The sequence below is a fragment of the Marinobacter shengliensis genome, assembly GCF_003007715.1.
GTDB lineage: Bacteria > Pseudomonadota > Gammaproteobacteria > Pseudomonadales > Oleiphilaceae > Marinobacter > Marinobacter shengliensis.
In genome coordinates this window covers 774893-789438 of the sequence record NZ_PXNO01000027.1, presented here as the reverse complement: position 1 = coordinate 789438, position 14546 = coordinate 774893, and the positions used below count along the sequence as shown (strand labels likewise).

The window sequence follows — 14546 nt, the reverse complement described above, 5'->3', positions numbered from 1 at the left end:
TCGAACCGACCTTTGGACAATGGTTGTAATTAGCACCAGAGCCCTCAGGGTAATAGGAGGCGAATGCAAACAGGAGAATCTATGTCTCGCAATGTACTGATCAAAATAGCACTTCTGGTCCTGATCCTGGGTGGCGCCCTCATGGTATTGATAAAAGATGACCCCAGGGTGCCCACCGGCGATATCAACCAGATACGCCCGGTAATGCCAGTCCAGGAGTCGCAGTACCAGGAGCCCGAAGAAAGAGCTGAGCAGGATCAGTGATGAATTGAGTGGCAACTACCTGAAGGCGGGTTACAAGCCCGCGGGTATCTTTGGAGCGTGTCCGTATTATTTACACCAGCATCCGGAATCGCCTGTCTTCAGGGGCGCCCTTCTCGCTTTCCTTTTGTTAATCTGAGGAATTTCAGCCCCAGGCACTCCAATTGCTGATGTATCCGTGTATGCCTCGGAAGCGCTATTCCGATCGCGACACAACAACGACATGCTCACAGGGAGTGCCTCTCATGATTAAACAACTACTGGTTGCCGGTGCAACCGCAGCAATGTTGTCCGTAGGAACCGCAAGCGCTGCCGTTATTAACCTGACCAGCGTTACCGGACTGTGGACCGCAACAGTGCCAACAGCTCCGGATGTAACTGGCCAGAACACTAACGAAATTCGTTGGGGAACTCCGGTCTCCGGAGGTAACAAAAGTGGCTACCGTTTTGACAGTGTCGCCACACCAGCGCTAGTGACGGAAGAAGTATCTTTCAACCTGGGTACCTTTACCCACTTCAACTACCCGATCTACGAACCTTCGTTGACCTTCGCGCAGTTAACAGTGCAATCAACACTGGACATTGACGGCGTCGAAGAAACGGTCATGTCGGTCTTCGAGTTCCAACACTGGGAAACCCCAAATGAAGCCAAGCCCTGCGCAAATGGCGGTGCTAACTATTCCGGCGTGAACATCAACGGCTGCGCAGACCGGGTGACCTTCTCGCTGAACGTTGGCGCTTCGGATAGCTTCCTGATTGGTGGCGTGAATTACTACGTCGACATCGCCGGCTTCTTCTACGACGGTGCACTGGCCGATGAATTCTGGACCAAGGAAAAGAAAACCAATACCGCAACGCTGAAAGGCTTGATCACCTCTCGCCCGGTATCGGTACCAGAGCCTTCTACCCTGGCCTTGCTTGGCCTGGGCTTGCTGGGACTGGGCGTTCGCCGCAAGATGCGCCAAGCTGCCTGATTTCAGAGCACAGTGACGCAGTGAAAGCCGCTTCTTGACTCAAGGGGCGGTTTTTTTATGTCCGGATTTACGCAAAGGGAAATAATAGTGGTGCCCGGAGCCGGAATCGAACCGGCACGACCTTGCGGTCGAGAGATTTTAAGTCTCTTGTGTCTACCAATTTCACCATCCGGGCATCGGAGGGGAGATTCTTGAAGGGCGGAATTGTATAAGGCCCGATGGCGTAACGCAATTCTGTTCCACTCCCTCAGCCCTGATCGCTCATTTTCCCGCCAACTTGGATCAAACCGGCTTGGTGGCGCGCCCTTTGTAGATGAACCCGGCTATTTTCGGCGCATTGGGCATGTACAGGTTTTCCAGCTCCTGAATCTCAAAGCCGGCGTGGCGAATAAGGTCTGCAATTTGTCGGTTAAGGTGGCAACCACCCGCGAACATTTTCCAGCCCGGGGTTATGCGATGCTGCCATTTTCGGACGGTTTCATGGGGAGCCTCCCCGTGTTCCAGGAACAACAGGTCGCCGCCGGGCTTCAGTACCCGTTTCATCTGCAGCAATGCCGCATGCCAGTCCGGGATGGTGCAGAGCGTGAACGTCAGCAATACCGTATCCACGGAGTTGTCCTCCAGTGGAATCTTCTCACCGGGCAGGTCCAACCACTCCACGGTAATGGGTGATCGGTTAAGATTTGGTAATGCTTTGCGCCTCATGCCTTCCGAGGGCTCCAGGCCATAGACCATTTCAACCTGGCTCTGGTCATAAAACTCCAGATTGATACCGGAGCCCATGCCGACTTCCAGCACTCTGCCACGGGCCCTCGGTACAATCTGGCTACGCAGTCTCATCACCTGCCCCATGGAGCATGCCTTGTCGATAATGTGAGGTAACACTCTGTCCTCGTAAAAGCTCATGTGGCTCACCATAATTGTTTTTGATCAAGGGGTGCGACAAACTGCCCTACCCATTATTGCTACAATTTGAGTAGCATCGTAATGAACTGCCGGTAATAACAATAGACAAGATGAGCCAAGGCAGCGGCTGAACGGGCGCGCTGGCCCGTTTTTTGACTATGTTTGAGTTACCGGAGGTACTATGGAGCTCGATCCTCTCATCCTATCGCGAATCCAGTTCGCATTTGTGGTGTCATTTCACGCCATCTTCCCGGTGTTTTCCATCGGTCTGGCGTCGTTCATCGCTGTCCTTGAGGGCCTGGCGTTCAAAACCGGCAATCCGCTGTGGGAAAAACTGTCCGCCTTTTGGACCAAGGTATTTGCCGTGGTATTCGGGATGGGGGTGGTTTCCGGCATTGTGATGTCGTTTCAGTTCGGTACCAACTGGAGCAACTTCTCCCAGGCCTCAGCCAACTTCCTCGGGCCCATGCTCAGCTATGAGGTGATCACGGCGTTCTTCCTGGAGGCCGCATTTTTGGGTGTGCTGCTGTTCGGTCGTCACAAGGTGCCGGCGGGTGTTCACCTGTTTGCAGCCATTATGGTGGCGGTTGGTACCTTTATCTCTTCATTCTGGATACTGTCTGCCAACAGTTGGATGCACACACCTGCGGGTGTGGAGCTGAGAGAAGGCGTATTCCATGTCACGTCCTGGTCTCAGGCCATATTCAATCCCTCTTTCCCCTATCGGTTCGCCCATATGGTTATGGCGTCGTTCCTGACCGGTGGCTTTGTGGTGGCTGGCGTCAGCGCCTGGTACCTGCTTCGTGGGCGTGAAGTGGAAGCTAACCGCAAGGCCCTTTCCATGTGCCTGTGGATGTTATTGGTCCTGGCCCCGTCCCAGGCGGTAATTGGTGATCTTCATGGTTTGAATACCATGGAGCATCAACCGGTCAAAGTCGCAGCCATGGAAGGAAATTGGGAAACCTCTCGAAACGTACCACTGTTGCTTTTTGCCATTCCCGACCAGGAAAACCAGACCAACCGGTTCGAGATTGGTATTCCTAACCTGGCCAGCTTTATTCTTACCCACAAATGGGACGGTGAGGTGCCTGGCCTGAACGAGGTTGCGGTAGAAGAGCAGCCACCAGTCGGTATCGTGTTCTGGTCTTTCCGGGTGATGGTTGGCCTGGGGCTGTTGATGATTGCCTTTGCCCTTGCCGGTCTGGTGCTCAGACGCAATGGCGCCTATTACCAGAAGCGCTGGTTCCTTCAGGGTTTGCGGTTCATGAGCATCACTCCGTTTATTGCGGTGATTGCAGGATGGTTCGTGACCGAGATTGGCCGTTCGCCCTGGTTGGTGTATGGCATGATGAACCAGGCCGAGGCGCTGACACCGTCGCTTACCGGGGGTATGGCCCTGTTCACCCTGATTGGTTATGTCGTGGTGTATGGACTTGTCTTCAGCGCAGGCGTCTACTATCTGCTACGGGTGCTCTATGTGGGCCTGGAAGACGAGGATGAAGGCGAGCACGAATCTGACCGCCCGGCCCGGCCTTTGTCTGCCGCCCATGTGCCTTTTGAAATTGAATCCGGCAAAGGTGATGTTAGCCATGCCAAGCCAGCCAACGAAGGAGGTCACTGATCATGGAATTGTTCAATCTGTCTTTGATCTGGGCATTCATTATTGGCTTTGGCGTGATCATGTATGTGTTGATGGATGGTTTCGATCTGGGTGTTGGCATCCTGTTCCCCTTCGCCCCGACTGAGACCGACCGAGACACCATGATGAATACCGTGGCTCCGGTATGGGATGGCAACGAAACCTGGCTGGTGCTTGGCGGCGCCGGCTTGTTGGCAGCCTTCCCGCTGGTGTATTCGATCATCCTTCCTGCGCTGTATATTGGGGTGTTTCTGATGCTCGCCGGATTGATTTTCCGCGGTGTGGCATTTGAATTCCGCTTCAAGGCCCGGACTTCCCGCTATCTCTGGAACTGGGCCTTTGCCGGCGGCTCCACCCTCGCTGCGTTCGCTCAGGGTGCCGTGGTTGGCGCCTATATCCAGGGTTTTGAAACCACTAACGGAGCCTACTCTGGTGGCGCGCTGGACTGGCTGACACCCTTTACGGTGTTGACCGGTTTTGGCCTGCTTGCCGGTTATGCCTTACTGGGTTCGACCTGGTTGATCATGAAGACGGAAGGCCGGTTGCAGGAGTGGGCATACCGTATTACCACACCTCTTCTGACGGCGGTGCTGGTGATCTTCGCCATCATCAGCGTATGGACCCCGTTCGTGGATGACATGGTCCGTGAGCGCTGGTTTGATCACATCACAGTCATCTGGGTTCTGCCGGCACTGACTCTGCTCTGTGCGTTCCAGATCTGGCGCTCGGTTCGCAATCGCTTCGAGGGCATGCCATTTGTGGCAACCATGGGGCTGTTCATCACCACTTACCTGGGCCTGATTGTCAGCCGCTGGCCCTATGTGGTTCCCCCGGAGTACACCCTGTGGGATGCCGCCTCTGCCTATGAATCGCAGCTGTTCCTGCTGCTGGGGCTGCTCTTCGTTATCCCCATCGTGCTGGCTTACACCGCCTGGACCTACTGGGTATTTCGCGGCAAAGTCCGTGCAGGTGAGGGGTACCACTGAGTGGCGGAACCGGCTCAGGCTGATATTCGCCAATGGCTTTCCGGGCTCGCCCGAAAAAACCAGCGGTGGATTCGCGCCACGGTCGTAGCCGGAGCACTGGTCGGGCTGGCAACCATCGTTCAGATGGCTCTGCTGGCCTGGCTGGTGCATCAAATCGTCATTGAGGGCCAGAATGCGTCTACCCTCACACCCTGGTTCGTGGCCCTGGTGGCTACGCTGCTGGTTCGCACGCTGGGCCAGGGTTTCCAGACACAGTTTGCGGCGCGCTGCAGCGAACAGGTGCGGCGCGATGCCCGACGACAGATTCACCGCCACTGGCGGGATGCCGGCCCGGTAGCGCTCGCCGACAGCTCCGCCGGCACCCTGGCCCGGGAATGGCTGGACCATGTGGAAGCATTGCATGGTTATTTCGCCCGCTTCCTGCCGCAAATGTCGTTGTCGGTGATTGTGCCACTGGCCATTCTGATTCTGGTGTTCTGGCTGGACTGGCTTGCGGGCATTTTTTTGCTGCTTTCCGCGCCGCTGATTCCGATCTTCATGGCACTGGTGGGAATGGGTGCCGAGAAGGTCAACCAGCAGCATTTCGAGACCATCAGTCGATTATCAGGCCAGTTTCTGGACAAGGTCCGCGGCCTCACAACCCTGCAATTGTTTCGTCAGACGGAGGATGCTTCCCGCACCCTGCATCGGCGGTCTGACCAATACCGCAAGATCACCATGAAAACCCTCAAGGTGGCCTTTCTGTCTTCCGCTGTACTGGAGTTTTTTGCCTCCGTCGCCATTGCCGTTATTGCCATCTACATTGGTTTTGGTTTGCTGGGCTACATCACTTACGGCCCCAGCGCGGACCTCACACTCTTCTCCGGTTTGTTGATTCTGTTGCTGGCGCCGGAGTTCTTCCAGCCGCTGCGAACGCTGTCGCAACACTACCACGACCGGGCCGCCGCTCTTGGCGCCGGCGCTGAAATCCTTGCTCGACTGGCAACCCCCGTTGGCGGGGAGCCTGCATCCGATACGCCCGCATCGTTGCCGGATCATGGTCTTAGCCTGGACAACGTCACCCTCAGCTACCAGGGCGGCAAGCCGGTATTCGCCAACCTTGAACTGACCATTGAACGCGGAAAAGCGGTTGCGCTGACCGGGGCCTCCGGAGGTGGCAAATCCTCTTTGTTGCACTTGATGGCAGGGTTTATCCAGCCGGATAGCGGTGCCATCAGCGTGTTCGGCCAGCCACCCGGCCAGTGCCCGTTTGGCTGGCTTGGCCAGCGCGGGTTCTGGATACAGGGCTCCTGGGCAGACAACCTCCGCCTGACCAGTCCGGAGGCATCCGACATTGCCATTGAGAACGCGCTGCGCCTGGTGGGCCTGGGCAGTGTGCTTGAAAGCCGGGACCAGGGTATTCACAGTTTGATCGGGGAAGATGGCCAGGGGTTGTCCGGCGGGCAGGCTCGCAGGCTGAGCCTGGCACGTATTTTCCTGGCGGATTATGACCTGATCCTGCTGGATGAACCCACCGCCGGGCTGGACGCGACCAGCGAGATTCTGGTTCTGGAAGCGCTTCACAAACTGGCGGAAGCGGGCAAAACGCTGGTTTTCTCAACGCATCACCAGGCCCTGCTGACCCTCGCGGACCAGGTGCTGATTGTCAGTGACGGGGAGGTTCGCCATGCATGAACTCAAGCCCTGGCTGGACCTGATTCTTCAGCGGCGCGGCCGCCTGGTGGTTGGAGCCCTGTTGTTGCTGGCTACCCTGCTCTCCGGTATCGGGTTATTGGCGTTGTCGGGCTGGTTCCTGACCGAGACCGCACTGGTGGGGCTGCTGCTGGCCGCTGGCACACAAGCCTACATCAACCTGTACGTTCCGGGCGGCGGCATCCGTTTTTTCGCGGTGTCCCGCACGGTGTCTCGCTATCTGGAACGGGTGTACAACCACAACACGGTACTGCAGTTGCTAACCGATATTCGTGTTGCCCTGTTTAACCGAATGGCCGAAGCCGGACACCGTGACAGGGGCCAGAAATCTGGCGCCCAATGGCTATCCAGGCTTACCGCAGACGTGGATGCTCTGGATACCCTGTACCTTCGGGTGATCGCGCCCACGGCCCTGGCCGGGGTCGTCAGCGTGTTGCTGGTGCTCTCAGCATGGCTGCTGTTCTCGGGCTCATTGGCGCTGATACTGCTAATACTGTTGGCGGTGGCTATCTTGCTTTCGAGCTGGCGAGTGTTCGCCGGTACACAATACTTATCGGGTCAGCTAAGTGACCAGCAGGAGCAGCTCCGCGGCGATGTTATTGAGCACCTGGAAGGCTTTGCCGAGCTCACTGCGGCCGGGCGCACGGGCAAACACTCCGGCCGGTTGATGAGGCAAGCGCTGGCAATGTCCAGAACCCAGGCGCGGGTGGATAGCCGTGCCGGATGGCACCAGGCAGCCACACAGTTACTCGTGAATCTGGCGGTTGTGGTGACACTGTGGGTTGGTATTACCCTGTTTAACCAGGGATCGGTAACCGGCCCCGTGCTGGTTCTGCTACCCATCGCCCTGATGGGGCTGCTGGAAGTCTATGCCATGCTGCCGGATGCCTTCGCCAAACTGGGCGCCACCCTGTCTGCAGCCAGGCGCCTGAACCAGGAGGTGCAGCCCGCTCCGGGAACCGAGTATTCTTCAGCGTTTGACAGGCAGCCAGCAGAAGCCACCGCCAATGCACTGGAAGCACGGGATCTCTCGGTTGGCCACCCAGGGCTGCCACCGGTTCTGACCCATTTCAGCCTCAAGGTTGGCGCAGGAGAACGACTCGGAATTATTGGCGCCTCCGGCTCCGGTAAATCCACCCTGGCGGATACCTTCGCCGGCGTGATTCCGCCCCGGCAAGGGAAGCTCGCCGCCCTGCCCTGCGCCTATCTCACACAAGCGACGGTGGTGTTCGAAGACACGGTTAAAGCCAATCTGTTATTGGGCAACCCCAATGCTACCGATGGGGATCTATGGCGTGTTCTGGAACTGGTAGAGCTGGCAGACAGGTTTGCCCGTGAAGCCGAAGGTTTATCCACCTGGCTGGGGAGTGCCGGTAACCGGCTGTCTGGTGGTGAGGCGAGGCGGTTGGTGCTGGCGAGGGTGTTGCTGAGCACGGCACCCCTGGTGATTCTGGATGAACCTTTTACTGGAGTGGATACAGACACCAGGGGGCGGATAGCGCCCCAGATCAATCGATGGCTGGAAGATCGAGCGGTTATCTGCCTGGGGCATGGACCGGAGGCGCTATTGCCCTCCTCCGGCCATACCCTGCATCTGAATTGACCCTCAGCGGGTTTCTAACACGTCGAAAGTCAGGCCAGCTTTGCTGGTCAGGCGCTCCAGCAGTTTGCCATCCAGCATGGAAGCCGGCGTCCAGAAACCGCCCTGGTCATCGTCTGACAAATCAAACGCCAGGCACAGGCCTGCCTCGCCCAGCATTTTGGCCGTGGAACCGTAACCCGGATCCCGATCGCCGGTGACTTTGGTGATGATGGTCTTGCCGTCTGTGGTACGCCCCACAAAACGCAGGTCATAGAAGCCGTTTTCCTGGTCTTCCGGGCTTGGGCCCTCACCGGGCTTGGGCACCAACTTCTCAACCACCCAACGGGTTGGCTTGATGGCGGAAGCGGTAAAGAAAGCGCCAAGTGCGGCGGTGATGCCGTAAGCGGTCAGGCGGCCTTTGGCGCCCTTTCCGGTCATCATCGCTTCGTCGTAGGTGAACTCCTGACCGTAACGGGCCTTCTGAAGCGCGTTTGAACGGTGCACCACGCGGGTGTTGATGGCACCCATCACGAACGGCGCCAGCCACACGTCAAAGTCTTTGTCGTACTCTGCGGTTTTCAGGCTGGGCTGACGTACCTTCGAACGGTGGCCCTCCGGGCAGATCGAGAAGGGATTGGCAAGCTCCTTGCGCAGTTTCGGATCGGCGCCAGCTTCTTTGGCCACGTTAATCATGGATGCCACGGTGCCACCGGACAAGCCGCCCTTGGCGACCTTCACCCGCATGCGCACATCCTGGCAGGTTTTGCCGAAGGCTTTCTCAGCCTGCTGCTGCAGGAACCAGACGCCCATATCGGACGGGATTGAGTCGAAACCGCAGCAATGGACAATGCGAGCACCGGTTTTCCTGGCCTGGGCTTCATAGCCCTCGACCATCCGGCGAATCCACTGCACCTCACCGGTCAGGTCGCAATAATCGGTGCCAGTGTCCACGCAGGCCTTGACCAGCGGTTCACCATACAATGCGTATGGGCCAACGGTGGAGATCACCACGCGGGTCTGTCGGCACATGCCCGCCAGTGCGGCATCGTCGGCCGCGTCTGCCACCAGAACCGGCAAGTCCGCAGCCTGAGCACCCAGTTCGGCTTTGAGGGTATTCAGCTTGCCCTCTGAACGGCCAGCGATCGCCCACTTCACCTTGCCGGCCGCGCCATAGTTCTCTACCAGGTATCGGGTCAGAATCTGGCCCACAAAGCTGGTGGCACCAAATACCACCAGATCATAGTCTGCCTGCTTGGAATTCGTCATTACATGTCCTTTTGGGTTTGCGTGTACGAATATCTCTGATCGGTCAGGGTTGGCGAGACGCTTTTGCTGCCATCAGCACCATAAATACGGCCACTCCCAGCCCCCAGAAGCCGTTAAGAATCAGGCCACCTACCCAAGTCTGAGCTGATACTGCCAAACCCTTCATCGGAAAGACAACCAGCATCGCTACGGCGGTTGGGCCGACGGCACCCAGTATCACATGGCCGAGCCAGTACAACGCTCCTTTCAGGCGGCCGGCGATGGCCCATATCGCGACACCCCATAACCCGCCAAAGAATGCCAGTGAGATCACCGATGGTACCCCCAATGGCGGTACGGGAGTAAGGTTAAATGGCGCAGCGGGTACGGCACCTGCCAGGTAAAACACGGCAAATAGCCCCTGATGGAAAATCAGTGTTGCCAGAAAGCCCGCAACAAACGCCTTTATCCAGACCATATTGGATTCCTTTCAAGTTTCATTGAATTGATGGTAACAGGTTTAAAACCGGCACGACTTTCCCGGATACACCATGACAGGCGTCCGGCCGGCCAATCGTTTGTCATACAGCTTGTTGCACACTGTGGCGCATAATGACACAAGTGTGGAGGCATCCCTTGATCATCTTTCTGACCATCACAAGCCTGATATTGCTGGCCATCAGCGGTTTACTGCTTTGGCAACTGCTTGAACAGCGCAAAATGATCAACAACATGCTGGAAAACGAGGATATCAGTGATATCCATCGCGAACCGGAACTGGTGCTTACGTTGCGGGTGCTGGATCCGATTGCCCTGGCAAAGCGCGAATCCCGAACCGGCCGGGCGCTGGCAGACAAACTGCCGGTTATGACCCGGAAAATGGTCTACCAGGAAGTCATGAAAGAACTGGAAAGCGAACTGTTTGAGCGGGATATCGACGTTGAAATGCACATTGAGTATCGCTGAGGAGCACGGCTATGGTCTCTCAGGTTCTGGTCATCATTTGCCTCGCCGGCACTGCAACGCTTCTTTTTTCGGGGTTCCGTCTATCGAACCAAACCCGAAAACGGTTACTGATTATCAATGCCCATCGAATTGCGGCCCGCAGCGCCATCCAGAAGAGCCGGATGGACCTGGCGGAAGTGCGCAACCGGGCCCGACTTCTCGAAGATACCGTCTCAGGCGGCGCTTCTGCGGTTGAGAAGGTGCATAAGGCGATAGCCAACACCACCTTCGGTCTGATCGACATGTTCTCCAAGGATGAGGAGTTCAAAGACAGCACCCGTAAGGCCCGGCAAACTCATCACCAGAAAAGTGAGCAGGTTTATCAGGCGGTGAGAACCACCAATCGTGCCCTGCACATCCTGGCAGACACGCTGATTATCAGCAAAGCGGAAAAACGCATTGCTTCAAAACCAAAAAAGGCGCCCTGAGGCGCCTTTTTTGATCGAACTAACAGAAAGTTACAGGACTTTCTTCAGCTCTTCTTCCAACTGCGGTACGGCTTCAAACAGATCCGCAACCAGGCCGTAATCAGCAACCTGGAAGATCGGCGCTTCTTCATCCTTGTTGATCGCAACGATAACCTTGGAATCAGACATACCGGCCAGGTGCTGGATGGCACCGGAGATGCCGACCGCGATGTACAGCTGCGGCGCAACGATCTTGCCGGTCTGGCCAACCTGCATGTCGTTGGGTACGAAACCTGCGTCAACCGCGGCGCGGGATGCACCAACGGCAGCGCCCATCAGGTCAGCAACCTGCTCCAGCATCTTGAAGTTGTCGCCGTTCTGCATGCCGCGGCCACCGGAGATAACGATACCGGCAGAAGCCAGATCCGGACGATCAGACTGGGCTTTCTCTTCACCAACGAAGGAAGACAGGCCGGCGTCTTTTACAACGTCCAGCTGCTCAACGGAAGCGGAACCACCTTCGGCAGCTACCGGGTCGAAACCGGTCGGGCGTACCGTGATAACCTTGATGGCGTCGCTCGCCTTAACAGTGGCGATGGCGTTACCCGCGTAGATCGGACGAACAAACGTGTCATCGGATTCAACGCGCACGATGTCAGACACCTGGGCAACGTCCAGCAGCGCAGCAACGCGCGGCATGAAGTCTTTACCGGTAGTACCGGCAGCCGCCAGGATGTGGCTGTAGCCTTTACCTACTTCAGCAACCAGCTCGCCCAGGTTTTCGGCCAGGAAATGACCGTAGGCAGCATTGTCGGCAACCAGTACCTTGTTCACGCCTTCTGCCTTGGCAGCGGCTTCAGCGACGGCGCCTACGTTCTCACCGGCAACCAGCACGTCGATGTCACCACCGATGGCCTTGGCAGCCGCTACAACATTCAGGGTAGCCTGCTTGAGGCTGCTGTTGTCGTGTTCAGCAATTACCAGGATGCTCATTTAGATCACCTTCGCTTCGTTCTTCAGTTTGTCCACCAGCTCAGCTACGTCAGCCACCTTGATACCAGCCTGGCGTGCAGCCGGGGCTTCGACCTTCAGGGTGGACAGGCGCGGGGCGATTTCAACACCCAGATCGGCGGGGCTCACGGCGTCCAGCGGCTTCTTCTTGGCCTTCATGATGTTCGGCAGAGAAGCGTAACGCGGCTCGTTCAGGCGCAGGTCAGTGGTAACAACCGCAGGCAGGTTCAGAGCAACAGTCATCAGACCGCCGTCTACTTCACGGGTTACGTTAACCTTTTCACCATCAACAACCACTTCGGAAGCGAAAGTGCCCTGGCCCATGCCAGTCAGAGCAGCCAGCATCTGGCCAGTCTGGTTGTTGTCGGAATCGATGGACTGCTTGCCAAGAATAACCAGCTTCGGCTCTTCTTTCTCAACGACAGCCTTCAGCAGCTTGGCCGCTTCGAGGGACTGAACTTCTTCGTCAGTCTCGATGTGGATACCGCGGTCAGCACCCAGAGCCAGAGCAGTACGAATTTGCTCCTGAGCAGCTTTCGGTCCAATGGATACAACAACGATTTCACTGGCAACACCCTTCTCTTTCAGACGAACCGCTTCTTCAACAGCGATTTCGCAGAACGGGTTCATTGCCATCTTGACGTTGGCGAGGTCAACACCGGTGTTGTCCGGCTTGACGCGCACCTTCACGTTGTAGTCGATAACTCGTTTTACAGCGACCAGAACCTTCATAGATTCCTCGTTCTTCTACGATGGGTTTAATGACTCGCAATCCTTAACGGGGAGCCTGCTGGATAGTGCGCAGTAATACTGCAGGCTACTGTCTACAGGGTCAATAGCCCCATTCGACGCATCAGGACTGCCTTCACAGCCAATAGACCGGGTTGACCCGGCCTGGCAATGAGACGATACTAAAAATCGACTCAAAACACACGACATTTCGGTGTATACGTACAATGCCAAAGGTAAACGCAAATTTCAAACAAACGTTTGTTTGATTCCTGAAATGCGTTATCCTTTCGGGACAAAGGGCCCGTATTCAGGGCTCGGGGCTGTCGTCTATAGGCATTTTTACCGGTATGATGTCGCCCCTGAATGAATTGAGTTAGGCCTGCGGGCAAACAACACCCACTAAAAAAAGCTGTTTGAGGAGACCAACGTGGAACGCGAATCGATGGAATTTGATGTTCTGATCGTCGGCGGCGGCCCTGCTGGCCTGTCTGCAGCCTGCCGCGTGATGCAACTGGCGCAGGAAGCTGGCGAAGAACTGACTGTTTGTGTGGTTGAGAAAGGTTCCGAAATCGGCGCGCACATCCTCGCCGGTACGGTATTTGAGCCCACAGCCCTGAACGAACTGTTTCCGGACTGGAAAGAAAAAGGCGCGCCGCTGAACACGCCGGTTACCCGGGATGACATTTTCCTGCTCAAGAACCAGGAAAAAGCCACCAAGATTCCCAACGCCTTTGTGCCCAGGAACATGCACAACCACGGCAACTACATCATCAGCCTTGGTAACCTGTGCCGTTGGCTGGCTGAACAGGCTGAACAGCTGGGCGTAGAGGTTTACCCGGGGTTTGCCGCCTCTGAGACCATTATTGAAGATGGCCAGGTTAAAGGCATCATCACCGGCGACATGGGCGTGGCCCGTGACGGTTCCGAGAAAGACGGCTACATGCCGGGCATGGAACTGCGCGCCAAGTACACCCTGTTTACCGAAGGCTGTCGTGGTCACCTGGGCAAGCGCCTGATCAACGATTTCAAGCTGGACGAAGGCAAAGATCCACAGCACTACGGTATCGGTATCAAAGAGTTGTGGGACATTGACCCGGCCAAACACGAGCCCGGCCTGGTGGTTCATACCACTGGCTGGCCGCTGAACGAGTCCGGTTCCACCGGTGGGTCCTTCCTGTATCACCTGGAAAACGGCCAGGTTTATGTCGGCCTGATCACCGATCTGTCTTACAGCAACCCGCATCTGAGCCCGTTCGAGGAATTCCAGCGCCTCAAGCACCATCCGGAAATCAAGAAGTATCTGGAAGGCGGCAAGCGCGTTGCCTACGGCGCCCGCGCCATTTCCAAGGGTGGCTACAACGCCTTGCCGAAGATGAGCTTCCCCGGTGGTCTGTTGCTGGGTTGTGACGCCGGCACCCTGAACAGCTCCAAGATCAAAGGCTCCCATACCGCCATGAAGTCTGGCCTGCTGGGCGCAGAAGCCGTGTTTGAGGCCCTGAAGGAAGGTAAGGCTGGCGAAGAGATCACCAGCTTCCAGAAGCGCTTTGAAGACAGCTGGCTGTACAAAGAACTTTACGCCGAGCGCAACTTTGGCCCGGCCATGCACAAGTTCGGTAACATTGTAGGCGGCGCCATTGCCTTCTTTGAGCAGAACATTCTGCGTGGTAGCCTGCCGATCACCTTCCGCGATACCACTCCGGACTACGCCACCCTGAAGCCAGCGTCTGAGTGCAAGAAGATCAGCTATCCGAAGCCGGATAACAAATTGACCTTCGATCGCCTGTCCTCGGTGTTCATTTCCAACACCAACCATGAGGAAGACCAGCCGGTTCACCTGAAACTGACTGATCCGGACATTCCGCTGAAGGAAAATCTGCCCAAGTACGACGAGCCAGCACAGCGTTACTGCCCGGCCGGCGTATACGAAGTGGTCGAGAAAGACGACGGCAGTGGCAAGAAGTTCCAGATCAATGCCCAGAACTGTGTTCACTGCAAGACCTGTGACATCAAGGATCCTGCCCAGAACATTACCTGGGTAACGCCGGAAGGCGGCGGTGGCCCGAACTATCCGAATATGTAATCGGGTGCACTAGCCAGAAAAGCCGG

14 protein-coding genes and 1 tRNA gene are annotated in these 14546 nt (G+C 56.7%); 9 read left to right on the top strand and 6 right to left on the bottom strand.

Features of this window, described 5'->3' with window-relative positions; all coding sequences use genetic code 11:
* The first annotated feature begins 81 nt into the window (after positions 1 to 81).
* A complete protein-coding gene (locus C7H10_RS16780; protein WP_106695751.1) occupies positions 82 to 264 on the top strand; it encodes a hypothetical protein in 183 nt (60 codons plus the stop codon).
* Positions 265 to 506: 242 nt separating this feature from the next.
* On the top strand, positions 507 to 1235 hold the full coding sequence (locus C7H10_RS16775) for a THxN family PEP-CTERM protein (protein WP_106695750.1): 729 nt from the start codon (positions 507 to 509) through the stop codon (positions 1233 to 1235).
* A gap of 88 nt (positions 1236 to 1323) precedes the next feature.
* Here the strand turns inward: C7H10_RS16775 and C7H10_RS16770 are convergent.
* Positions 1324 to 1410, bottom strand: a tRNA-Leu gene (locus tag C7H10_RS16770).
* Between the two features lie 107 nt (positions 1411 to 1517).
* Positions 1518 to 2141, bottom strand: a complete 624-nt coding sequence (locus C7H10_RS16765) for a class I SAM-dependent methyltransferase (RefSeq protein WP_106695749.1) — start codon at positions 2139 to 2141, stop codon at positions 1518 to 1520.
* Between the two features lie 181 nt (positions 2142 to 2322).
* Between C7H10_RS16765 and C7H10_RS16760 the strand changes: the two genes are divergently transcribed.
* From C7H10_RS16760 to cydC, 4 genes are read left to right on the top strand one after another with little or no spacing between them, the layout of a single operon-like run.
* Complete coding sequence (locus C7H10_RS16760) at positions 2323 to 3762, top strand: cytochrome ubiquinol oxidase subunit I (protein WP_106695748.1); 1440 nt, start codon at positions 2323 to 2325, stop codon at positions 3760 to 3762.
* A 2-nt stretch (positions 3763 to 3764) separates the two neighbouring features.
* Positions 3765 to 4766 carry a cytochrome d ubiquinol oxidase subunit II gene (gene cydB, locus C7H10_RS16755; protein WP_106695747.1) on the top strand — a complete coding sequence of 334 codons (1002 nt, stop codon included), beginning with the start codon at positions 3765 to 3767 and terminating at the stop codon, positions 4764 to 4766.
* Positions 4767 to 6440, top strand: coding sequence for a thiol reductant ABC exporter subunit CydD (cydD, locus tag C7H10_RS16750; protein WP_106695746.1), 1674 nt, complete (start codon positions 4767 to 4769; stop codon positions 6438 to 6440).
* Complete coding sequence (cydC, locus tag C7H10_RS16745) at positions 6433 to 8061, top strand: thiol reductant ABC exporter subunit CydC (RefSeq protein WP_106695745.1); 1629 nt, start codon at positions 6433 to 6435, stop codon at positions 8059 to 8061. Before cydD ends, cydC begins: the two co-directional genes overlap by 8 nt.
* A gap of 3 nt (positions 8062 to 8064) precedes the next feature.
* On the opposite strand, the gene C7H10_RS16740 is transcribed toward cydC, so the two are convergent.
* Positions 8065 to 9306, bottom strand: a complete 1242-nt coding sequence (locus C7H10_RS16740) for a saccharopine dehydrogenase family protein (protein WP_061332891.1) — start codon at positions 9304 to 9306, stop codon at positions 8065 to 8067.
* A 43-nt stretch (positions 9307 to 9349) separates the two neighbouring features.
* Entirely contained in the window at positions 9350 to 9763 is a 414-nt protein-coding gene (locus C7H10_RS16735; RefSeq protein ID WP_061332890.1) for a hypothetical protein, read from the bottom strand.
* A gap of 158 nt (positions 9764 to 9921) precedes the next feature.
* Between C7H10_RS16735 and C7H10_RS16730 the strand changes: the two genes are divergently transcribed.
* Positions 9922 to 10251, top strand: coding sequence for a hypothetical protein (locus tag C7H10_RS16730; protein ID WP_058089793.1), 330 nt, complete (start codon positions 9922 to 9924; stop codon positions 10249 to 10251).
* 11 nt (positions 10252 to 10262) lie between these two features.
* Positions 10263 to 10718, top strand: a complete 456-nt coding sequence (locus C7H10_RS16725) for a hypothetical protein (RefSeq protein WP_106695744.1) — start codon at positions 10263 to 10265, stop codon at positions 10716 to 10718.
* A gap of 30 nt (positions 10719 to 10748) precedes the next feature.
* Here C7H10_RS16725 and C7H10_RS16720 read toward each other — a convergent pair whose 3' ends face one another.
* Entirely contained in the window at positions 10749 to 11690 is a 942-nt protein-coding gene (locus tag C7H10_RS16720; RefSeq protein ID WP_106695743.1) for an electron transfer flavoprotein subunit alpha/FixB family protein, read from the bottom strand.
* Entirely contained in the window at positions 11691 to 12440 is a 750-nt protein-coding gene (locus C7H10_RS16715; RefSeq protein ID WP_061332887.1) for an electron transfer flavoprotein subunit beta/FixA family protein, read from the bottom strand.
* A 427-nt stretch (positions 12441 to 12867) separates the two neighbouring features.
* Here C7H10_RS16715 and C7H10_RS16710 point away from each other — a divergent pair, with 427 nt between their 5' ends.
* Positions 12868 to 14520 (top strand): electron transfer flavoprotein-ubiquinone oxidoreductase, encoded by a 1653-nt coding sequence (locus C7H10_RS16710; protein ID WP_106695742.1) that lies wholly within the window; start codon positions 12868 to 12870, stop codon positions 14518 to 14520.
* The last annotated feature ends 26 nt before the right edge of the window (positions 14521 to 14546 follow it).